This is a genomic window from Paracoccus zhejiangensis (assembly GCF_002847445.1).
GTDB lineage: Bacteria > Pseudomonadota > Alphaproteobacteria > Rhodobacterales > Rhodobacteraceae > Paracoccus > Paracoccus zhejiangensis.
In genome coordinates this window covers 2,985,035-3,006,427 of record NZ_CP025430.1, presented here as the reverse complement: position 1 = coordinate 3,006,427, position 21,393 = coordinate 2,985,035, and the positions used below count along the sequence as shown (strand labels likewise).

The following is a 21,393-nucleotide window of genomic DNA, read 5'->3' as shown; positions in this document are numbered from 1 at the left end:
AGCCGGTTATGTCCGTTGAGATATATCGGAGTTTGCCATGCGCCTGACATCCCTCGCCCTTGCTCTCCTTTTCGCCCTTCCGGCACAGGCTGAGCAGATCAATGTCTTCGCCGCCGCCAGCCTCAAGACCGCGCTGGACCAGATCACCGCCGACTGGCAGGCCGAGACCGGCGACGAGGTGCTGGTCTCCTATGGCGGCTCCTCGGCCTTGGCCCGGCAGATTGTCGAGGGCGCACCGTCGGACCTGTTCATCTCGGCCTCGATCCCGTGGATGGACGAGGTCGAAAAGGCCGGGCTCGTGCAGGCGGAGAGCCGCAAGGATCTGTTGGGCAATACCCTGATCCTCATCGCCCATGGCGCGGCCGAGCCGATGACGGAGCTGCCCGCCGATCCGGTTGCCATGCTGGACGGTGGCAAGCTGGCGATGGCGCTGGTCGATTCGGTGCCCGCCGGCCAATATGGCAAGCAGGCGCTGGACTCGCTGGGTCTCTGGACCGCGTTGGAACCGCATGTTGCGCAATCCGACAATGTGCGCGCCGCACTGGCGCTGGTCGCCACCGGCGCGGCGCCCTATGGCGTCACCTATGCCAGCGACGCCATTGCCGAGCCCAAGGTCACGGCGGTCTATACCTTCCCGGCGGACAGCCATGACCCGATCACCTACCCGGCGGCGCTGACCTCGGAAAAGCCGGCGGCCAAGGCCTTCCTCGACGGCCTGTTCTCGCCCGAGGCCACCGCGATCTTCACCGCCAACGGCTTTGACCCGCTGACATGAGTTGGCTTGGCCCGCAAGAATGGCAGGCGGTTGCGCTGTCCTTGCGGGTCGCGACCACGGCGACGTTGGCCTCGCTGCCCATTGCCATCGCCATGGCCTGGCTTCTGGCGCGGCGACGCTTTCCCGGTCACGCGCTCCTCAGCGCAGTGATCCACCTGCCGCTGGTCATGCCGCCTGTCGTCACCGGCTACCTGCTGTTAATGAGTTTCAGCCGCAACTCAGCCCTTGGTGGCTTTCTGGACCGCATCGGCTTGTCTCCGGCCTTTCACTGGACAGGTGCGGCGCTGGCCGCCGGGATCATGGGCTTTCCGCTGATGGTCCGCGCCATCCGGCTGGGGTTCGAGGCCGTCGATCCCAGGCTGGAACAGGCGGCGGGGACGCTTGGCGCGGGCCGCGCCGCCGTATTCCTGACCGTCACCCTGCCGCTGATCCTGCCCGCTGTTCTTGCCGGGCTGGTCCTGGGTTTTGCCAAGGCGATGGGTGAATTCGGCGCCACCATCACCTTTGTCGCCAATATCCCCGGCCAGACCCAGACCGTGCCCTCGGCCATCTATGCCTTCCTGCAGGTGCCCGGAGGCGAGGGCGCGGCGCTGCGGCTGGTGGCGATCTCGATTACCATTGCGGTGTTGGCGGTGGTCCTGTCCGAAGTCATGGCCCGCCGCGCCGGGCAGCGCAGGGCCGCATGAGCCTGCAGGTCGCCTTTCGCCGCCGCTTTGCCGGCCTGTCGCTGGATGTGGATTTCGACGCGCCGGGCGGCGTGACGGCGATCTATGGCCCCTCGGGCTGCGGCAAGACCTCCAGCGTCAATGCCGTGGCTGGCCTGCTGACGCCCGATGCGGGCCGGATCGAGCTGAACGGGCAGACCCTCTTCGACGCTGGGGTGAACCTGCCGCCGAACCGGCGGCGCATCGGCTATGTCTTTCAGGACGCGCGGCTGTTTCCGCATATGAACGTGGCGAAGAACCTCGACTACGGTGCCCGCTTCGCGCCTGATCCCCCCGATCCGGCCACAAGGGCGCGGGTGATCGACATGCTGGGCCTTGGCGAGTTGCTGACCCGCCGCCCTGCCGGACTTTCGGGGGGTGAGCGTCAGCGGGTCGCCATCGGCCGGGCGCTCTTGTCCTCGCCGCAGCTGCTGATCATGGACGAGCCGCTGGCCTCGCTGGACCCGGCGCGCAAGGCCGAGATTCTGCCCTATCTGACCCGACTTCGCGCGGCAGGCGGGCCGCCGATCCTCTATGTCAGCCATGCGATGTCCGAGATCGCGGCGCTGGCAGATCATCTGATCCTCATGGCCGAGGGCCGCGTCACCCATGCCGGGCCGCTTGCCGGGGCCTTGGCCGATCCCGTGGCCGCGCGGCTGATCGGTGGGTCCGAGGGCGGCGCACTACTGCCTGCCACCATCGCCGAACACAGCGCCGATGACCTGACCCGGCTGGACACGCCGGCGGGCGCGCTGTGGCTGCCGCGCGCGCCGCTGGCCTTGGGCGAACAGGTGCGGCTGCGAATCCTTGCGCATGAGGTGATGCTGTCCGGCGACCATCCGCAGGGCCTGTCGGCCCTGAACGTGCTGCCGGCTCAGGTGGTGCAGGTCTCATCAGGGGCCGACAAGGTGCTGGTGCAACTGCAAGTCGGTCAGGCGCGGCTGCTGTCGGCGATCACCGCACGTTCGGCGCAGGCTTTGGCGCTGGCACCCGGAGCGCCGTGCTTTGCGATTCTGAAAACCGTGGCGCTGATCCAGACCGGCTGACGCGCCTCAGGCGATCACCACCCGTGTCTCCCACTCCTTGCAGCGCCGCATCAACTCGGCGGGCAGGGGGCGATCGACGAACACCGCGTCCAGATCGCGAATCGAGATGATCCGAACCGGGGCCGAACGATCGAGCTTCGAGAGGTCGGTCACCAGGAACGCCTTCCGCGCCTGCGCCACGATGGCGCGGCTGACCCGCACCTCGGCCATGTCGAAATCCAGAAGATCGCCATCCGCATCCAGCGCCGAGGTGCCGATGACGGCGAAATCGGGCTTGAACTGGGCCATGAACTCGGTCGTCAGATCGCCCACCAACCCGCCATCCGAACGCCGCAGCGCGCCGCCGGCCACGACCACCTCGCAGGTCTCGTTGGCGACCAGGATATTGGCGACGTTCATGTTGTTGGTGATGACCGTCAGGTTGCGATGGTTCAGCAATTCGCGCGCCACCGCCTCGGTCGTGGTGCCGATATTGATGATCAGCGAGGAATTGTCGGGGATCTCGGCGGCGCAGGCGCGGGCGACGGCGGCCTTGGCCTCCTCGTTCATCCGCCGGCGCTCCTCATAGCCGATATTGCTGACGCCGACCGGCATGACCGCACCGCCATGCACGCGGTCCAGCATCCCCTGATCGGCCAATTCGCTGAGATCGCGCCGAATCGTCTGCGCCGCGACCTCGAATCGGGTCGCCAGATCGTCGACGGAAACCCGGCCACTGGCCTTGGCCAGCTCCAGAATCTCTACCTGCCGGATGTTCAAAGCCATATTCACTCTCCCATGCCGCTAGGTAAGATCGATGTTCGTTTTCTGTCAATACGAACATAAACGAACCAAAACGAATAATTCTGATTGACAGAACGCACGCCACCGTGATCGGATGCAGCGCAATGGGAGAGGGGAACCATGTCGGAAACGACCGATCTGTTCATCATTGGCGGTGGGATCAACGGCTGCGGCATTGCCCGCGATGCCGTGGGCCGCGGGCTGTCGGTGCGTCTGGCCGAGATGGGCGATCTGGCGCAGGCCACCAGCTCGAAGTCGACCAAGCTGTTCCATGGCGGGTTGCGCTACCTGGAATATCTCGAGATCCGGCTGGTGCGCGAGGCGCTGCGCGAACGCGAGGTTCTGCTGCGGGCCATGCCCCATATCAGCTGGCCGCTGCGCTTCGTGCTGCCGCTTGACCCGAAGATGACTTTCGAATCGGACACGCCGGTCTCGCGGATGCTGTCCAAGTTGATGCCCTGGCAGAAAGGCCGCCGCCCTGGTTTCCTGATCCGCGCCGGGTTGGCGATGTATGACAGCCTTGGCGGGCGCAAGATTCTGCCGGCAACGACCTCGGTCGATCTGACCACCGGACCCGAGGGTCGCCCGCTGCAGGACCGGCTGGCGAAAGCCTATGAATACAGCGATTGCTGGGTCGATGACGCGCGCCTTGTCGCGCTGAATGCCCGCGACGCGGCCGAGCGCGGGGCGGATATCCTTGTCGGCGCCGAGGTCAGCGATGCCCGGCGCGAGGGCAAGCTGTGGAAGATCACCCTGTCGGACGGGCGCATCTTCCATGCCCGCGCACTGGTCAATGCCGGCGGGCCCTGGGTCGGACACGTGATCCATGACGTGATCCACCTGCCCAGCACGGAATCGGTGCGGCTGGTGCGCGGCAGCCATATCGTCGTGCCCAAGCTCTATGACCACGGCAAAGCCTATTTCTTCCAGGGTTCGGATGGGCGGATCATCTTCGCCATCCCCTACGAGCGCGACTTCACCTTGATCGGCACTACCGATCAGGACCATCAGGGCAGCCCGCTGGATGCCGAATGCACGCCGGCGGAACAGCAATACCTGTGCGATTTCGCCTCACAGTATTTCAAGCAGCCGGTGACCCGCGACCAGATCGTCTGGACCTATTCCGGGGTGCGGCCGCTGTATGACGATGGCGCGAAATCGGCCACGGCGGCGACGCGCGAATATGTTCTGTCGCTGGATGCCAATGGCGCGGCCTGCCTGAACGTCTTCGGCGGCAAGATCACCACCTATCGCAAGCTGGCCGAGCACGCGCTGCAGAAACTGGCGCCGCATTTCCCGCAGGCCAGCGGCGACTGGACGGCCGGCGTGCCCCTGCCCGGCGGGAATTTCCCGGTGGACGGCGTCGACAGCCTGATCGCCACGCTGCAGCGCGATTATCCCTTCCTGTCGCCCGATTGGGCGCATCGCCTGATCCGCGCCTATGGCATCGATGCCCGCACCCTGCTGGGCGATGCGCGCACGGCGGCCGATCTCGGCCGCGACTTCGGCGGCACGTTGACCGAGGCCGAGGTCCACTGGCTGATGGACCATGAATTCGCCCGCCATGCCGATGATGTCGTCTGGCGGCGCAGCAAGCTGGGCCTGCGGATGCAGCCCGATCAGATTGCCGCGCTTGAGGCGTGGATGACCGAGAAAAGGGCGGCCGCATGAGCCTTGAGCTGAAAGACATCTCGAAATCGGTGGGCGGGCGGATGCAGATCTACCCGACCGACCTGACGCTGCAGCCGGGCAGCATGAACGTGCTTCTCGGCCCGACGCTTGCGGGCAAGACCACGCTGATGCGGCTGATGGCGGGCCTCGACAAGCCCTCGACCGGGCGCGTCATCTGGAACGGTCAGGACGTGACCGACCAGCGCGTGCAGGACCGCAAGGTCGCCATGGTCTACCAGCAGTTCATCAACTACCCGTCGATGAGCGTCTATGACAACGTCGCCTCGCCGCTGCGCCTGATGGGCGTCAGCCGGGACGAGATCGACCGCCGGGTGAAGGCCACGGCCGAGATGATGCGCCTGACCCCGATGCTGGGCCGCAAGCCGCTGGAACTGTCAGGCGGCCAGCAGCAGCGCTGCGCATTGGCCCGCGCGCTGGTCAAGGGTGCCGGCCTGGTGTTGCTCGACGAGCCGCTGGCCAACCTCGACTACAAGCTGCGCGAGGAATTGCGCGCCGAGATCCCGCGCATCTTCGAGGAATCGGGCGCGATCTTCGTCTATGCCACCACCGAGCCCGAAGAGGCGCTGCTGCTGGGTGGCAATACCGCGACGCTGTGGGAAGGCCGGGTCACGCAATTCGGCCCGACGCCCAGCGTCTACCGCGCCCCCCGCGACGCCACCACCGCGCGGGTGTTCAGCGATCCGCCGATGAATTTCACCACCGTCACCGTCTCGAACGGCCGCGCCGGCATCCGCGATGCGGTCTGGTCGGCGGGTGATCTGCCGAATGGCAGCTATCTGGCCGGCTTCCGCCCCTCGCACCTGTCGCTGCACCAGACGCCCAACGCGCTGCCGCTTTCGGCGGTGCTCGACACGACCGAGATCACCGGCGCGCAGACCTTCCTGCATCTGCATCACGAGGGCGACCGCTGGGTCGGCCTGGTGAACGGCGTCCATGACCGCGATCACGGCCAGCAGCTGACCGTCTGGCTCGATCCCGCGCATATCTATCTGTTCAGACCCGACGGCGCACTTGCCCGGTCCGCGCCCTATGCGGCGGCGGCCTGACAGCGCGACGAGGGAGGAGAAACATGACCAAGATCACACTGGAAAACCTGGCCCACAGCTATCTGCCCAATCCGACCAAGGATTCGGACTATGCGCTGAAGCCGATGACCATGACCTGGCAGGATGGCGGCGCCTATGCGCTGTTGGGTTCGTCCGGTTGCGGAAAATCGACGCTGCTCAACATCATCTCGGGCCTGCTGGTGCCGTCGCAGGGCCGTATCCTGTTCGGAGACCGTGACGTGACCAGCCTGCCGACGGCGGACCGCAACATCGCCCAGGTGTTCCAGTTCCCCGTCGTCTACGATACCATGTCAGTGCGCGACAACCTGGCCTTCCCGCTGCGCAATCGCGGCATGACCGAAACCGAGGTGGCGCAGCGCGTGGCGCAGGTGGCCGAGATGATCGGCATGGCCGATACGCTGGACCGCCGCGCCCGTGGCCTGACCGCCGACGCCAAGCAGAAGATCAGCCTCGGCCGCGGCATGGTCCGTCAGGACGTGAACGCGATCCTCTTCGACGAGCCGCTGACGGTCATCGATCCGCATATGAAATGGGAGCTGCGCACCCAGCTGAAGGATCTGCACCGTCAGTTCGGCCATACGATGATTTATGTCACCCATGACCAGACCGAGGCGCTGACCTTCGCCGACCAGGTCGTGGTCATGTATGACGGCCGCGTGGTCCAGGCCGGCACGCCGCAGGCACTGTTCGATGCGCCCGAACATACCTTCGTAGGCTATTTCATCGGCTCGCCCGGCATGAACGTGATCGATGCCCGGATCGAGGGCGCCACCGCCCATGTCGTGGGCGGGCAGGTGCGGCTGGCCCATGGCTATGACGCCCATCCGGGCAAGGTGCAGCTGGGCATCCGCCCCGAGTTCCTGCGCATCGCCGCCGGCGACGAGGGCCTGCCCTTCACCATCCGCCGCATCGAGGATGTCGGCCATCACCGCATCCTGCGCGGCAGGGTCGGCGACACCGAGGTGAACGTGATCGTTCCCGAGGGCCAGCCGATCCCCGAGGGCGCCAACCGGGTGATCCCCGATCCCGCCCATACCCATGTCTATGTCGATGACTGGCGCGTCGCGCCCCGCGCCTCGGAAAGGGCTGCCTGATGGATAAACCCGTCAACAACCGCGCCTGGTTCCTGGTCCTGCCGGTGCTGCTGCTGGTCGCCTTCTCGGCCGTGCTGCCGCTGATGACCGTGGTGAACTATGCCGTTCAGGACACCTTCGGGAACAACCAGTTCTTCTGGGCCGGGCTCGAATGGTTTCAGGATGTGATCGATTCCGACCGCATCCGCGCCGCCCTTGGCCGGCAGATCCTGTTCTCGGCCATCATCCTTGCGATCGAGATCCCGCTTGGCATCTTCATCGCGCTGAACATGCCAAAGAAAGGGGCCTGGGCGTCCTTCTGCCTCGTCCTCATGGCCCTGCCGCTGCTGATCCCGTGGAACGTCGTCGGCACCATCTGGCAGGTCTTCGGTCGCGTCGATATCGGCCTTCTGGGTCACACGCTGGCCAAGCTCGGCATCGACTACAACTACGTCAATGACGCGCTGGATGCTTGGGTCACGATCATCGTCATGGATGTCTGGCACTGGACCAGCCTCGTCGCGCTGCTCTGCTATGCCGGGCTGCAGTCGATCCCCGATGCCTATTATCAGGCCGCCAAGATCGATCAGGCCAGCCGCTGGAAGGTCTTCCGCTATATCGAGCTGCCGAAGATGCAGGGCGTGCTGCTGATTGCCGTGCTGCTGCGCTTCATGGACAGCTTCATGATCTATACCGAGCCTTTCGTCGTCACCGGCGGCGGTCCGGGCAACGCCACCACCTTCCTGTCGATCGACCTGGTGAAGATGGCGGTGGGTCAGTTCGACCTTGGCCCGGCAGCTGCCTTCAGCCTGATCTACTTCCTCGTGATCCTGCTGATCTCTTTCGTCTTCTACACCGTCATGACCAAAGAACAGGAGACCCTGTAAATGGCTGCTGTCGCCGAATCCAAGGGCCGGGGCGCCGCCATCGTCATGGCGCTCTACCTGCTGTTCCTGCTCCTGCCGATCTACTGGCTCCTGAACATGAGCCTGAAGACCAACCAGGAGATCTTGGGCACCTTCAGCCTCTGGCCGCAAAGCCCGACGCTGGCCAATTACCGCACGATCCTGACCGATCCGTCCTGGTACATGGGCTATGTGAACAGCCTGACCTATGTGGTGATGAACACGGTCATCTCGATCACCGTGGCGCTGCCGGCCGCCTATGCCTTCTCGCGCTATCGGTTTCTGGGCGACAAGCACCTGTTCTTCTGGCTTCTGACCAACCGCATGGCGCCGGCCGCTGTTTTCGCCCTGCCCTTCTTCCAGCTCTATTCCTCGATCGGCCTTTTCGACACCCATATCGCCGTCGCTCTGGCCCACTGCCTCTTCAACGTGCCCCTCGCGGTCTGGATCCTCGAAGGTTTCATGTCCGGTGTCCCGCGCGAGATCGACGAGACCGCCTATATCGACGGCTATTCCTTTCCGCGCTTCTTCGTGAAGATCTTCATGCCGATGATCGCGAGCGGCATTGGTGTCGCCGCCTTCTTCTGCTTCATGTTCTCTTGGGTTGAACTGCTGCTCTCGCGCACGCTGACCTCGGTCAACGCCAAGCCCATCGCGGCCACCATGACCCGCACGGTCTCGGCCTCCGGTATGGACTGGGGTGTGCTGGCAGCGGCAGGGATCCTGACCATCATTCCGGGTGCCTTGGTCATCTGGTTCGTCCGCAACTACATCGCCAAGGGCTTTGCCCTGGGGAGGGTCTGATGCCGCTTCTCGATCCCAATCAGGAGAACGCCGTTTTCGCCATCTTCGTCTATGGTGAGGGACGCAAGCTGATCAGCGCCACCGGCGCGACCGAATATGCCGATGCGGAGGCCGAGATCGACCGCATCGCGCCGCAGGGGGATTACGCGCTGATCGAGCTCTACAAGCGCAATCCCCATGCCCCGGAAGATCAGTGGGGCGAGTTGATCGAAACCTATGAACCCGGGGATTTCTGAGATGACGCCCTGCACCTTCTTCGCCCTGATCATGTCCCGAGGTCGTCATGCGTAAATCCGTCTCCACCGGCTTCGCCCTCGCGGGCCTCGTCTGGCTCGGCTTCCTCTTCTGGCTGACCACGCTCGTCCCGATGGAGGACGATGTGAAAGACTGGTTCGGCAGCCTCGACCCCGGCGGCTGGATGGCATGGACCTTTCCGACCGCCCTCTTCTTCACCATCATCGCGGGCCTGTTGATCCTCTTCACCTGGCTCGCCATCCGCTTCCCCGAAACGCCGCGCAAGGGCGTCCTCGGGATCATGACTACGCGCGGCGACCGGCTGTTCATCAGCCTGCTCGGTTCGGCCTTCATCTGCCTCATCTGGCTTGGGGTGATGGGGGTTCCGGTCTGGGGCGGGCTGGCCGTCGCGCTGATTTACGCCGCAGCGGTATTCCGCTGGGTGTGACAACCGCCGGCAAGGGCCGGCACAACGGGAGGGATTAACCCAAATGAAACTGCACCTGACGACCGCCATGGCGCTTGCGCTGATGGCAACGGCCGCCCAGGCCGGCATGGACGAGGCGAAAGCCTTCCTCGATGCCGAAATCGGCGAGCTGTCGACGCTGGACCGCGCCGCCCAAGAGGCCGAAATGCAATGGTTCATCGACGCCGCCGCGCCGATGGCCGGCATGGAGATCAACGTGGTGTCGGAAACCATCACCACGCATGAATACGAATCCAAGGTGCTGGCCCCGGCCTTCACCGCCATCACCGGCATCAAGATCACCCATGACCTGATCGGCGAAGGCGATGTGGTCGAGAAGCTGCAGACGCAGATGCAGTCGGGCGAGAACGTCTATGACGCCTATGTCAACGACTCGGACCTGATCGGCACCCATTGGCGCTACCAGCAGGCGCGCAACCTGACCGACTGGATGGCCAATGCCGGCAAGGATGTGACCAACCCGAACCTCGACATTGCCGACTTCATTGGCGCGTCCTTCACCACCGCGCCGGACGGCAACCTCTACCAGCTGCCCGACCAGCAATTCGCGAACCTCTACTGGTTCCGCTATGACTGGTTCAACGACGAAGCGATCAAGGCCGAGTTCAAGGAGAAATACGGCTACGACCTGGGCGTGCCGGTCAACTGGTCGGCCTATGAGGACATCGCCGAGTTCTTCACCGGCCGCGAGATCGACGGCAAGAAGGTCTTCGGCCATATGGACTATGGCAAGAAGGACCCCTCGCTCGGCTGGCGCTTCACCGATGCCTGGCTGTCGATGGCCGGAAACGGCGACAAGGGCATTCCGAACGGCAAGCCGGTCGATGAGTGGGGCATCCGCGTCGACGAGAACAGCCGCCCGGTGGGCAGCTGCGTGGCCCGTGGTGGCGACACCAACGGCCCGGCCTCGGTCTATGCGATCCAGAAATACCTCGACTGGCTGGGCAAGTTCGCCCCTCCGGCGGCGCAGGGCATGACCTTCTCGGAATCGGGTCCGGTCCCGGCGCAGGGTGAAGTGGCCCAGCAGATGTTCTGGTACACCGCCTTCACCGCCGACATGGTCAAGGAAGGCACCCCCGTGGTGAACGAGGATGGCACGCCGAAATGGCGCATGGCCCCCTCGCCCCACGGTGCCTATTGGCAGGACGGCATGAAGCTTGGCTATCAGGACGCCGGCTCGTGGACGCTGTTGAAATCGACCCCGGATGACCGCGCCAAGGCCGCCTGGCTCTACGCGCAATTCGTGACCTCGAAGACCGTCGACGTGAAGAAATCGCATATCGGCCTGACCTTCATCCGCGAATCCACCATCCAGGACGACAGCTTCACCGAGCGCGCGCCCAAGCTGGGCGGTCTGGTCGAGTTCTATCGCTCGCCCGCCCGCCTGAACTGGTCGCCCACCGGCACCAACGTTCCTGACTATCCGAAGCTGGCGCAGCTGTGGTGGCAGGCCATCGGCGATGCCTCCTCGGGTGCGAAATCCGCGCAGGAAGCCATGGACAGCCTCTGCGCCGAGCAGGAGCAGGTGATGGAGCGTCTGGAGCGCGCTGGCGTTCAGGGCGATATCGGTCCGAAAATGGCCGAGGAGCATGACCTTGAGTGGTGGAACAACTTCGCCAAGGAAAACGGCGGCATCGCGCCCCAGCTGAAGCTGGAGAACGAGAAGCCGCAGCCGGAAACCGTCAGCTATGACGAGCTGGTGAAAAGCTGGCAGTAAGCCGCTGGCAAGGATCGGGGGCGGGCGCAGCCTGCCCCCTTTCTTCTTCCTCCGAATATCCGCTCCGGATGCCTCCGGCGGGGATATTTCGATGAAGAAGAAGCAGGCGCCTTGGGAGGGAAACCATGACCATTCTGGCAATCGACCAGGGGACGACCTCGTCCCGGGCACTGATCTTCAGCGATGATCTGCAGGTCAAGGGCAAGGGCCAGCAGGAGTTCAAGCAGCATTTCCCGCAATCGGGCTGGGTCGAACATGACCCGGGTGATATCTGGTCCACCACCGCCGCCTCGGCCCGCGCCGCCATCGAGACCGCCGGCAATCCGCGCATCGACGCCATCGGCATCACCAACCAGCGCGAGACGACGGTGATCTGGGACCGCAAGACCGGCGAGCCGATCCACCGCGCCATCGTCTGGCAGGACCGCCGCACCGCCGATCTCTGCGCCCGGCTGAAGGAGGACGGACAGGAGGCCGCAGTCACTGCCGCCACCGGCCTGCTGCTCGATCCCTATTTCAGCGCCACCAAGATCGCCTGGATCCTCGATCAGGTCGAGGGCGCGCGGGGGCGGGCCGAAAAGGGCGAACTGGCCTTCGGCACGGTGGACAGTTTCCTGATCTGGAAGCTGACCGATGGCCACAGTCATGTGACCGATGCCACCAATGCCGCGCGCACCATGCTTTACGACATCCGCAAGGGCGCATGGTCCGAGGACATGTGCCGACTGTTCAACGTGCCGATGGCGATCCTGCCCGAGGTGCGCGACAGCGCCGCCGAGTTCGGCACCACCCGCGCCGACCTGTTCGGGCGCGAGGTGCCGATCCTTGGCGTGGCCGGCGACCAGCAGGCGGCGACCGTGGGTCAGGCCTGTTTCCAGCCCGGGATGATGAAATCGACCTATGGCACCGGCTGCTTTGCGCTGTTGAACACCGGCGCCGATGCCGTCACCTCGGAAAACCGGCTTCTGACCACCATCGCCTATCAGCTGAACGGCAAGCCCACCTATGCGCTGGAGGGCTCGATCTTCATCGCTGGCGCCGTGGTGCAATGGCTGCGCGACGGGCTGCAGATCATCCGCGACGCGGCCGAGACCGCGCCGCTGTCGGCCAAGGCAGATGACAGCCAGCAGATCATCATGGTCCCGGCCTTCACCGGCCTTGGCGCACCGCATTGGAATCCCAACGCGCGCGGCGCCGTCTTTGGCCTGACGCGGAACACTGGCCCGGCCGAGTTCGCCCGCGCGGCGCTGGAAAGTGTGGGCTTTCAGACCCGCGACCTGTGGCAGGCCATGCGCGCCGACTGGCCCGAGGCCGGCGATGCCGTGCTGCGCGTCGATGGCGGCATGACCGCCAGCGAGCCGGCGATGCAGTTCCTGGCCGATATCCTCGGCGCGCCGGTCGACCGTCCGGTGAATACCGAGACCACGGCCCAGGGCGCCGCATGGCTGGCCGGCTACCGCGCCGGGCTTTGCCCCGAGCCCGAGGAATATGCCAAGGCCTGGCGGCTTGACCGCCGTTTCGAGCCGCAGATGGATGATGCCACCCGCGATGCGCGCTATTCCGCTTGGAACCGCGCCGTTCAGGCCGTCATCGCCGTCTGAGCCATTCGTGATTTCACCCCGGCGTGATTTCCCTTATGATCGCCAGAAAACAAAGAAACCGGGGCGAGTGACATGAACAGGCTTCTGAAACTGGCGATCGTCGGGCTGGTCGCGTCATGCGGCGGCGGCAATTACAAGGCGCCGCGCAATCTCGACAATGCCTGCGCCATCGTGGCCGAGCGGCCGGCCTATTACCGGGCGATGAAATCGACCGAGCGGAAATGGGGCGTGCCGGTGGCCGTGCAGATGGCCGCGATCCATCAGGAATCGAAATTCATCGGCGATGCACGGACGCCGCATCAATATGCGCTTGGGGTCATCCCGATCGGGCGGCAAAGCAGCGCCTATGGCTATTCGCAGGCGCTGGACGGCACCTGGGAGGAATATCTGCGCGAGACCGGCAAGCGCCGGGCGCAGCGCGACGATATCCGCGATGCCACCGATTTCATGGGCTGGTACATGCACAACTCGACCCGGATCCTCGGCATCTCGAAACAGGACGCTACCTCGCAATACCTCGCCTATCACGAGGGCCGGTCGGGCTTCGCCCGCCAATCCTACCTGAACAAAAGCTGGCTGGTGCGCGTCGCCGGGCAGGTCGGCCAGCGCGCCAACATGTACCGTGCGCAACTGGCCTCCTGCCGCAAGTAAGGGTCCGCGCGCGCAGCACCTTTTCGCCGGTTGACGATCCGTGCCGGCTGCGGCCTGATGGGCCTCAGCCCCAGCACGAGGATCAGCATGTATACCGTCATCGGCACCGTCGGCAGCCGCACCCTGCGGGTGTTGTGGATGCTGGAAGAACTTGGCCTGCCCTATCAGCATGTCCCGGCCAATCCGCGCAGCGATGACGTGGTCGAGTTCAACCCGGCGGGCAAGGTGCCGATCCTGGTGGCCGACGGCACGCCGATCACCGATTCGACCGCGATCCTGACCTTTCTGGCCGACCATCACGGCGCCCTGACCTATGATGCCGGCTCGATCGAGCGGGCGCGGCAGGACAGCCTGACCCAGTTCATTCTCGATGAATTCGACGCGGCGCTGTGGACTGCAGCCCGGCACAGCTTCATCCTGCCCGAGGAACTGCGCATGTCGGGGATCAAGAACACCCTGCGTTGGGAATTCGAGCGCAGCCAGAAGACCCTGAATCACCGCATGGCCGAGGGCGAGTTCCTGCTGGGCGAGCGGATGACCGTGCCCGACATCATCCTGAGCCATTGCCTCACCTGGGCGCTGGCGGCCAAGTTCCCCATCGTCGAGGCGCGGCTGTCGGACTATCTCGACCGGATGCGCGCCCGCCCGGCCTTCCAACGGGCGGCGGCGAGATAGGGTCTACGGCCCCTCCTGAAACCGCTCATCCACCGGCACGCCAAGCGCGGTGGCCAGCGCATTGGTCTGGCTGGCCATGGCGATGACCGCCAGCAATTCGCCATGCTGCTCGGGCGTCATCCCCTTGGCGCGGGCGGCGGCGGTATGGGAGTGGACGCAATAGGCACAGCCATTGGCAGTCGAAACCGCCAGGTAGACCAGTTCCTTCACCAGCGGGTCCAGCGCGCCGGGCGCCATGACCTCTGACGCCCGCTCCCATGTCACCCTGAGCAGCGCCGGATCATGGGCCAGCGCGCGCCAGAAGTTGTTGACATAGTCGGTCTGCCGCGCCGTGCGGATCGCCTCGAAGACCGCCCGGCTTTCCGCCGGTGCGGCCTCGTCCGACAGCAGCGCAACCGTCGCCATCAGATCACCGCCAGAATGCGGGCCGGGCCGCCGGTGCCGCGCGCGTGCTTGGGCGCGCCCACGAACAGCGTCGCCCCGGTGGCCGGCATCTGGTCCAGGTTGGCGAGGTTCTCGATGCCATAGCGCCCGCCCGGCAGCCACGAGTTATGCACCGCGAAATCGGCCGAATTGCCGGGATCGAGCGACAGGGAATCGACCCCGATTGCCGCGACATTCATCCCGGCCAGCAGATCGGTCGCGGATTTCCCGAATCCCGGAAAGGCAAAGCTGCCGTCGGGCGTGTTGCGGAACTCCGGCGTGCCGACCTTGGCCGCCCAGCCCGAATGCATCGCCACGCAGGCCCCCTCCGGGATCTCGCCATGGGCGGCGATCCAGGCCTCGACATCCGCCGCCTCGACCATGGCATTGGCGTCCTCGGCGGCCTTGGCGCTGATGTCGATGACGCAAAGCGGGCAGATCAGCGTCTCTGGTGCCAGTTCGGCGACCGAGGTGCCATCCTTCGAGAAATGCAGCGGCGCGTCGATATGGGTGCCGGAATGCTCGAAGATGGTCAGTTTCCACAGCTGATAGCCGGAGCTGTCGAAATTCACCGCCTCCTCATAGGCGATGCCCGGCACCCCGTCGAAGGTGGGGAAATTCTCATCGAGCACATGGGTCAGATCGACCACCTTGCCGCTCGCTTGCGCCAATGCGGGCCGGGCAGCAAGGGCACCGGCAGCGATGGCCGCCGCCCCGGTTGCCGCCGCGCCGCTGAACAGCTGGCGGCGGCTCATCATGGATTGCTTCACATTTTCGATCACGCAGGCATTGCACATGGGGACCTCCTCTGGCTGGGTCGAGGTAAAGCCTGACATGACCTCCTCGCGCCGCCAAAGGGATTCTTGCGCCGCTCAACGATCCAGCAACCGCGCCGCCGCCTGACCGGCCCGGCGCCCGGTGGCAAGGCAGGTGGTCAGCAGGTAGCCCCCTGTCGGCGCCTCCCAGTCCAGCATCTCGCCCGCCGCGAAGACGCCGGGCAGCGCCTTGAGCTGCAGCTCCCCGTCCAGCGCATCGCCCCGAATGCCGCCCGCCGAGGAGATCGCCCGCTCAAGCCCCATCGGGCCGGCATGGCGCAGCGGCAGGGCTTTCGCGAGCCGCGCCAGCGCCAGTGGATCATCCGGCAAGGGTCGCCCCCATTCCATCAGCAGAGCGACCTTGACCGGATCACCCAGGGCGCGCCGCAGCCAGTTCCCCAGCGACAGCTTGCCGCGCGGTTTCGCGAGCCGCCCCGCCAAGGCATCTTCCGACAGGTCCGGCGCCAGATCGACCTCGCCCGGTGCGCCGTCACGCAGCGCCGCCGCGATCTCGTAGACCCCGCCGCCCTCGATCCCCTGCCGCCCGATCACCCATTCGCCGCGACTGACCGCATCGCCGGCCCGGATCGCCACGCCCTTCACCGCCGCGCCCAGATGGCGCTGCATCGGTGCGGACCAGTCGACCCGAAAGCCCATATTCGCTGGCTGGAACTCCGAAACCTCGACGCCCGCAGCCCGCAGCCACGGCACCCATGCCGCATCCGACCCAAGCCTCGGCCAGCTGGCCCCGCCAAGCGCCAGCACTGTGACCTTGGGCCGGATCACTCGCGGCCCGTCAGGCGTCGCGAACCGGAAACCATCCTCGAAGCCGGTCCAGCGCCAGCGCGTCCTGACCTCGACTCCGCCAGCCACCAGCCGCGCCAGCCAGGCGCGCAGCAGCGGCGAGGCCTTCATACCCTTGGGAAAGACGCGCCCGGTCGAACCGGTGAACAGCTCGATTCCCAAACCACGCGCCCATTTAATCACCTCTTCAGGCCCGAACTGGCTTTCATCTTGGCTCAAATATCCCCGGGGGTCCGGGGGCAGGCAGCCCCCGGTGATCCGTGCCGCAAAATCCGCGACAGGCTCGTCCTTGGTCAGGTTCAGCCCCGACTTTCCCGCCATCAGGAATTTGCGCGCCGCAGTCGGCATCGCCTCGGCAACCACGACCCGCCGTCCCGGCGCGGCCAGTTCTTCCGCCGCCATCAGCCCTGCCGGTCCCGCGCCGATCACCAGCGCGTCGACCGCCTCGCTCACCGCCGGCCCCGCGGCATCATGGCGAGCCGGATCAGCGCCCGCTCGATCAGCGGCATCTGCGGCGCCCTGCTTGACGAGCGCAGCGTCAGGTCGGTCTCCAGCAGGTGATGCACCGCCTCTTCCAGCGGCCGCATCCCCCAGGTCTGCGCCTGCCGCGCCATGCGGTCGCGGCGCGGGCCGAAGACCGGCGGCCGCTGGCGCATCAACCCGGCAACCGGCCCGCCGGGATCGGCGGCGGCGGCGTGCAGGGCACGGAAATGGCGCAGGGCGGAAATGCACAGCGTCACCGGCGAGGTGCCCTGCCCCTCGATCCGCCGCATCAGCGCACCGAACTCGGCGGGTTTGCCCTCGGCCACGGCATGGATCAGATCATCCAGATCGGCCTCGATGCTGGCCGGCGCCATCAGCGCGATCTCGGCGGGCGTCAGCGGCGCGGGGTCGCCATGCTTGTAGAGCCCGATCTTCTCGATGGTCTGGCGCAGATCGCCCGGATCGAGCGCGCGGGCCAGCACCAGCAGGTCGGCCATCGCATCGCGCGGCACCTCGCGCAGCCCGGCATCGGCCAGCCAGCGGGCGATTTCCTCCTCGCCCGGCGGGTCGTCATAGATCGGCGCAGTCACGGCGGCCTTGTGGCCCTCGAACAGTTTTCGCAAAGCCGAGGATTTCGCCAGCGCCCCGGCCGTCACCACGATGGCGGCATCGCCCGCCTGCCAGTCGCCAATGGCCGTGCCGATGGCCGGCGCCGCGCTGTCGGGCGTGTCCTCGACCAGCACCACGCGCTGACCGGGGAAGAAGCCGACCTCCTTGATCGCATCCAGAAGCTGCGCCGGATCCTTGCGCAGATCGCCGCCGGCCATCCGGGTCAGGCGCATGTCCGTCTCGGCATCCGGTCCAGCCAGCGCGGCCACCGCCTCGACCCGCTTCATCGAGACCCGCATCGGATCCTGACCATAGATCAGCAGCGCCGGGCGCGACGGATCGGGCCGCGCCAGATAGCGGGCGATCTCGCCGCCCTTCAGGATCATGGGGCCGCAGCCAACAGCCGCGTGACGACCTGATCGGCCAGCATCCGCGCCAGCCGCTGGCGCGCGTCATATTCGGCGGTCAGGGTCGCGACGGTGGTGCCGGTGGTCGAGTAGGAGGTGAAGGTGCTCACCTGCCCCTCGGTCACGACCGCACCGCTCGCGCTGTCGGTCAGCCGGAAATCGGCGCTGCCGTTCAGCGAATAGCGCGTGGTGATCTCGTCGGGCGTGATCCCCTGTGCCACGACGCCGATGCGCAGCGTATAGTCCAGCGCATAGGCCCCGCCCGCCGGACCCAGCCGCTCGGCGATACGGCGGTTGAACAGGAACTCGTCGGGCGTGTCGGGATCAGCCGGCGAGACCTGACCGAACAATTTCGTCGCCGCACCGCCAGGCCCATAGACCGGCTGCAATCCGCAGGCCGACAGCGCCAGCAAACCCGCCAGCAGCGCCCGGCGCGGCATGGTCGACACAGAAAGAACGCTAGGCAACCACATTGACGATCCGACCCGGCACCACGATCAGCTTCTTCGGCGCCGCCCCTTCGAGGAAACGTTGCACGGTTTCATCGGCCATGACCAGCGCTTCGATCTCGTCCTTCGCCATATCCTTCGGCACCGAGATCTCGGCCCGGCGCTTGCCGTTGATCTGGATCGGCAGCGTAACGGTGTCATCGACCAGCATCGCCGGATCGGCAACGGGCCAGGGCGCATCGACCGCCATGCCCTGACCGCCGGCCATCGCCCAGACATCCTCGGCCAGATGCGGCACCATCGGAGCCATCAGCTGCGCCATGGTGCGCAGGACGGCACGGCGGCTGTCCCCCCCGGCCTTCGACTTGCCAATGGCATTGGCCAGCTCATAAAGCTTCGCCACCGCCTTGTTGAAGGCAAAGCCCTCGATCGCCCTGGTGACATCGGCAATGGCGCGATGCGCGGCGCGGGTCAGATCGGGATCGTCGCCACCCTCCACCGGCGCCTCGTCGGCCAGACGCCAGACCCGGGCGAGGAACTTGTTCGCGGCCTCGGCCCCGGCGGCGGTCCATTCCACGTCCCGCTCGGGCGGGCTGTCCGACAGCATGAACCAGCGCGCCGTGTCGGCGCCAAAGCTGGCGACGATGTTCACCGGATCGACCACGTTCTTCTTGGACTTCGACATCTTGGCCGAGGGGATGATCTCGACCGGCGTGCCGTCGGCCAGCTTGCCGTCCACCACATCCTCGGGCAGGTGATAGACCGGCCGGCCCCGCTCGTCGCGGGTCATGTAGATCTCATGCGTCACCATGCCCTGCGTGAACAGCGCATCGAAGGGCTCGCTGGCGGTTTCCGGTAGATGCCCGGTCTTCACCATCGCGCGGGCGAAGAAGCGGGAATAGAGGAGATGCAGGATCGCGTGCTCGATGCCGCCGATATACTGGTCGACATTCATCCAGTAATCGGCATCGGCGCGCACTGTCGGCGTGTCGGCATGGGGCGCGGTGAAGCGGGCGTAATACCAGGACGAATCGACAAAGGTGTCCATCGTATCGGTTTCGCGCAGGGCCGCGCCACCGCAGACCGGGCAGTTGGTCTGGCGCCAGCTTGGATGGCGGTCCAGCGGGTTGCCCGGCACGTCGAAGCTGACATCCTGCGGCAGCAGCACCGGCAGGTTCTTCTTGGCCTCGGGCACGGTGCCGCATTGACTGCAATGCACGACAGGGATCGGACAACCCCAATAACGCTGGCGCGAGATGCCCCAGTCGCGCAGGCGGAACTTGGTCACGCCCTCGCCATAGCCCTGCGCCTCGGCATGGGCGATGGCCGCATCCACCGCCGCCTCGCCGGTCTGGTCGCTCTCGCCGGCAAAGCCGCGGACAAAGGTGACGGTCTCAGATTTCAGCGGCACATAGGCCACCTTGGCCACCAGCGCATCGGCCTCAGCCAGATCCATGCCGCGCTCGCCAAAGGTGGCGCGGATCGGCAGGCCGTATTTCGTGGCGAATTCATGGTCGCGCTCGTCATGTGCCGGCGAGCCGAAGATGGCGCCGGTGCCGTAATCCATCAGCACGAAATTGGCGACCCAGATCGGCAGATGCCAGTTCGGGTCCAGCGGGTGCCGCACGGTCAGCCCGGTGTCAAAGCCCAACTTCGGCGCGGTCTCGATCGCCTCTTCGGTGGTGCCGATGCGGCGGCATTCCTCGACGAAGGCCGCAACTTCGGGCCGGGTCTCGGCCAGCAGTTTCACCAGCGGATGATCCGGCGACAGCGCGAGGAACGAGGCCCCCATCAGCGTGTCTGGACGGGTGGTATAGACCTCGATCCGCTCGAAGCCCGAGGGCGCATCGACGGTGGCAAAGCCGAATTGCAGCCCGCGCGACTTGCCGATCCAGTTGGCCTGCATCAGCCGCACCTTGTCGGGCCAGCCGGTCAAGCCATCCAGCGCCGACAACAGTTCGTCGGAATAATCCGAGATGCGGAAGAACCACTGGGTCAGTTCCTTGCGCTCGACCGCGGCGCCCGAGCGCCAGCCCTTGCCGTCGATCACCTGCTCGTTCGCCAGGACGGTCATGTCGACCGGGTCCCAGTTCACCTGCGCCGATTTGCGGGTGATCAACCCGGCCTCGAGGAAATCCAGGAACAATGCCTGCTGCTGGGCGACGTAATCGTCGTCGCAGGTGGCAAATTCGCGGCTCCAGTCGATCGACAGGCCAAGCGGGCGCAATTGGTCGCGCATGGTGGCGATATTGGCATAGGTCCAGTCGCGCGGATGGCCGCCCTGCTCCATCGCCGCATTCTCGGCCGGCATGCCGAAGGCATCCCAGCCCATCGGGTGCAGCACGCTGAATCCTTGCGCGCGTTTGAACCGCGCCACCACGTCGCCCATCGTGTAATTGCGCACATGCCCCATATGGATGCGCCCCGACGGATAGGGGAACATCTCGAGCACGTAGTATTTCGGCCGCTCGTCGCGGGTGGCGGTGAAGGTGCCGGCCTCGGCCCAGGCTTGCTGCCAGCGCGCTTCGCTTTGGGCGGGATCATAGGGCATGGGACACCTCGGGCCGTTCAGGATTGCCCGCCGGGTTTATACGCCGCCGCAGATCAGGTCCAGTGGCCCGGCCGTTCACCGGGCCGTGACTTCTCGTGTGGATTACAACTTGCCGTCCTGGATGCGCAGTTGCCGCGCACGGGTCAGGATCGCGTCCTCGACCGCCCGGACCGTGCCCGGCTCGACCGCGGACCCACCGGCACCCTGCAGCGCCACCTTCAGCGAGCGTGCATCCAGCGCCGGATCGCTGATCTTGATCGCCGCGCGGTAGGAGCGGCCACCGCCGGGCGGGGTGCCATAGCCGGTGACGATCACCCCGGTATAGGGATCGACCGACTGGATCGGCAGGAAGTTGAGCACATCGAGGCTGGCATTCCACAGGTACTTGTTCACCGCGACGGTGTTGTTCGGGTTCTCGTTATTGCTGAACAGGTCCCAGATGGTCGATTCCGTCCGCCCGCCCGGCTGCCGGTCATCCCCCTCCAGCGCGATCTGGTCATCGGTGCCGCGCCCCGTGGCTCCACCGCCACCGCCGCCCCCGAAACTGAACGAATCTCCTCCGCAGGCGGCGAGGGCCGCGCAAAGCGTCGTGGCGAATGTCAGGCGCGCGGCGCGTGCGATCATAATCCGGTCCCCCG

At 65.9% G+C, this 21,393-nt stretch carries 22 protein-coding genes; 14 read left to right on the top strand and 8 right to left on the bottom strand.

Features of this window, described 5'->3' with window-relative positions:
* Positions 1-37: 37 nt before the first annotated feature.
* From modA to modC, 3 genes are read left to right on the top strand one after another with little or no spacing between them, the layout of a single operon-like run.
* On the top strand, positions 38-775 hold the full coding sequence (gene modA / locus CX676_RS14480) for a molybdate ABC transporter substrate-binding protein (protein ID WP_101753253.1): 738 nt from the start codon (positions 38-40) through the stop codon (positions 773-775).
* Positions 772-1,461 (top strand): molybdate ABC transporter permease subunit, encoded by a 690-nt coding sequence (modB, locus tag CX676_RS14475; RefSeq protein WP_101753252.1) that lies wholly within the window; start codon positions 772-774, stop codon positions 1,459-1,461. Before modA ends, modB begins: the two co-directional genes overlap by 4 nt.
* The gene (modC, locus tag CX676_RS14470) at positions 1,458-2,525 is read left to right on the top strand and encodes a molybdenum ABC transporter ATP-binding protein (protein ID WP_101753251.1); all 1,068 of its coding nucleotides are present in this window, start codon (positions 1,458-1,460) and stop codon (positions 2,523-2,525) included. The genes modB and modC overlap by 4 nt, the downstream gene beginning before the upstream one ends.
* A gap of 6 nt (positions 2,526-2,531) precedes the next feature.
* Here modC and CX676_RS14465 read toward each other — a convergent pair whose 3' ends face one another.
* Entirely contained in the window at positions 2,532-3,290 is a 759-nt protein-coding gene (locus CX676_RS14465; protein WP_101753250.1) for a DeoR/GlpR family DNA-binding transcription regulator, read from the bottom strand.
* 138 nt (positions 3,291-3,428) lie between these two features.
* Here CX676_RS14465 and glpD point away from each other — a divergent pair, with 138 nt between their 5' ends.
* The 11 genes from glpD to CX676_RS14410 all read left to right on the top strand — a co-directional run bounded on the left by glpD (position 3,429) and on the right by CX676_RS14410 (position 14,214).
* Entirely contained in the window at positions 3,429-4,979 is a 1,551-nt protein-coding gene (gene glpD / locus CX676_RS14460) for a glycerol-3-phosphate dehydrogenase (RefSeq protein ID WP_101753249.1), read from the top strand.
* A complete protein-coding gene (locus tag CX676_RS14455; RefSeq protein ID WP_101753248.1) occupies positions 4,976-6,046 on the top strand; it encodes an ABC transporter ATP-binding protein in 1,071 nt (356 codons plus the stop codon). Before glpD ends, CX676_RS14455 begins: the two co-directional genes overlap by 4 nt.
* A 23-nt stretch (positions 6,047-6,069) precedes the next feature.
* On the top strand, positions 6,070-7,161 hold the full coding sequence (locus CX676_RS14450; RefSeq protein ID WP_101753247.1) for an ABC transporter ATP-binding protein: 1,092 nt from the start codon (positions 6,070-6,072) through the stop codon (positions 7,159-7,161).
* Entirely contained in the window at positions 7,161-8,027 is an 867-nt protein-coding gene (locus tag CX676_RS14445) for a carbohydrate ABC transporter permease (RefSeq protein ID WP_101753246.1), read from the top strand. The genes CX676_RS14450 and CX676_RS14445 overlap by 1 nt, the downstream gene beginning before the upstream one ends.
* Positions 8,028-8,849 carry a carbohydrate ABC transporter permease gene (locus CX676_RS14440; RefSeq protein ID WP_101753245.1) on the top strand — a complete coding sequence of 274 codons (822 nt, stop codon included), beginning with the start codon at positions 8,028-8,030 and terminating at the stop codon, positions 8,847-8,849.
* A complete protein-coding gene (locus CX676_RS14435) occupies positions 8,849-9,085 on the top strand; it encodes a hypothetical protein (RefSeq protein WP_101753244.1) in 237 nt (78 codons plus the stop codon). The genes CX676_RS14440 and CX676_RS14435 overlap by 1 nt, the downstream gene beginning before the upstream one ends.
* Positions 9,086-9,216: 131 nt before the next feature.
* Positions 9,217-9,531: a DUF2160 domain-containing protein gene (locus CX676_RS14430; protein ID WP_101754355.1), complete on the top strand. Its 315-nt coding sequence runs from the start codon at positions 9,217-9,219 to the stop codon at positions 9,529-9,531.
* 43 nt (positions 9,532-9,574) lie between these two features.
* Positions 9,575-11,287: an ABC transporter substrate-binding protein gene (locus CX676_RS14425; protein WP_101753243.1), complete on the top strand. Its 1,713-nt coding sequence runs from the start codon at positions 9,575-9,577 to the stop codon at positions 11,285-11,287.
* A 125-nt stretch (positions 11,288-11,412) separates the two neighbouring features.
* Positions 11,413-12,888 carry a glycerol kinase GlpK gene (gene glpK, locus CX676_RS14420; protein WP_101753242.1) on the top strand — a complete coding sequence of 492 codons (1,476 nt, stop codon included), beginning with the start codon at positions 11,413-11,415 and terminating at the stop codon, positions 12,886-12,888.
* Positions 12,889-12,960: 72 nt separating this feature from the next.
* Complete coding sequence (locus tag CX676_RS14415; RefSeq protein ID WP_101753241.1) at positions 12,961-13,539, top strand: transglycosylase SLT domain-containing protein; 579 nt, start codon at positions 12,961-12,963, stop codon at positions 13,537-13,539.
* 87 nt (positions 13,540-13,626) lie between these two features.
* Positions 13,627-14,214: a glutathione S-transferase family protein gene (locus CX676_RS14410; RefSeq protein ID WP_101753240.1), complete on the top strand. Its 588-nt coding sequence runs from the start codon at positions 13,627-13,629 to the stop codon at positions 14,212-14,214.
* A gap of 3 nt (positions 14,215-14,217) precedes the next feature.
* Here the strand turns inward: CX676_RS14410 and CX676_RS14405 are convergent, their stop codons facing one another.
* The 7 genes from CX676_RS14405 to CX676_RS14375 all read right to left on the bottom strand — a co-directional run bounded on the left by CX676_RS14405 (position 14,218) and on the right by CX676_RS14375 (position 21,379).
* The gene (locus CX676_RS14405) at positions 14,218-14,619 is read right to left on the bottom strand and encodes a carboxymuconolactone decarboxylase family protein (protein WP_101753239.1); all 402 of its coding nucleotides are present in this window, start codon (positions 14,617-14,619) and stop codon (positions 14,218-14,220) included.
* The gene (locus tag CX676_RS14400) at positions 14,619-15,434 is read right to left on the bottom strand and encodes a cyclase family protein (protein WP_101753238.1); all 816 of its coding nucleotides are present in this window, start codon (positions 15,432-15,434) and stop codon (positions 14,619-14,621) included. The genes CX676_RS14405 and CX676_RS14400 overlap by 1 nt, the downstream gene beginning before the upstream one ends.
* A 75-nt stretch (positions 15,435-15,509) precedes the next feature.
* Positions 15,510-16,658, bottom strand: coding sequence for a TIGR03862 family flavoprotein (locus tag CX676_RS14395; protein ID WP_232816659.1), 1,149 nt, complete (start codon positions 16,656-16,658; stop codon positions 15,510-15,512).
* 47 nt (positions 16,659-16,705) lie between these two features.
* Complete coding sequence (gene holA / locus CX676_RS14390) at positions 16,706-17,734, bottom strand: DNA polymerase III subunit delta (RefSeq protein WP_101753236.1); 1,029 nt, start codon at positions 17,732-17,734, stop codon at positions 16,706-16,708.
* Positions 17,731-18,228 (bottom strand): LPS assembly lipoprotein LptE, encoded by a 498-nt coding sequence (gene lptE / locus CX676_RS14385; RefSeq protein ID WP_232816464.1) that lies wholly within the window; start codon positions 18,226-18,228, stop codon positions 17,731-17,733. Before lptE ends, holA begins: the two co-directional genes overlap by 4 nt.
* Entirely contained in the window at positions 18,215-20,755 is a 2,541-nt protein-coding gene (leuS, locus tag CX676_RS14380; RefSeq protein ID WP_101753234.1) for a leucine--tRNA ligase, read from the bottom strand. The genes lptE and leuS overlap by 14 nt, the downstream gene beginning before the upstream one ends.
* Before the next feature lie 102 nt (positions 20,756-20,857).
* A complete protein-coding gene (locus tag CX676_RS14375) occupies positions 20,858-21,379 on the bottom strand; it encodes a DUF3576 domain-containing protein (protein WP_101753233.1) in 522 nt (173 codons plus the stop codon).
* Between the last annotated feature and the right edge of the window lie 14 nt (positions 21,380-21,393).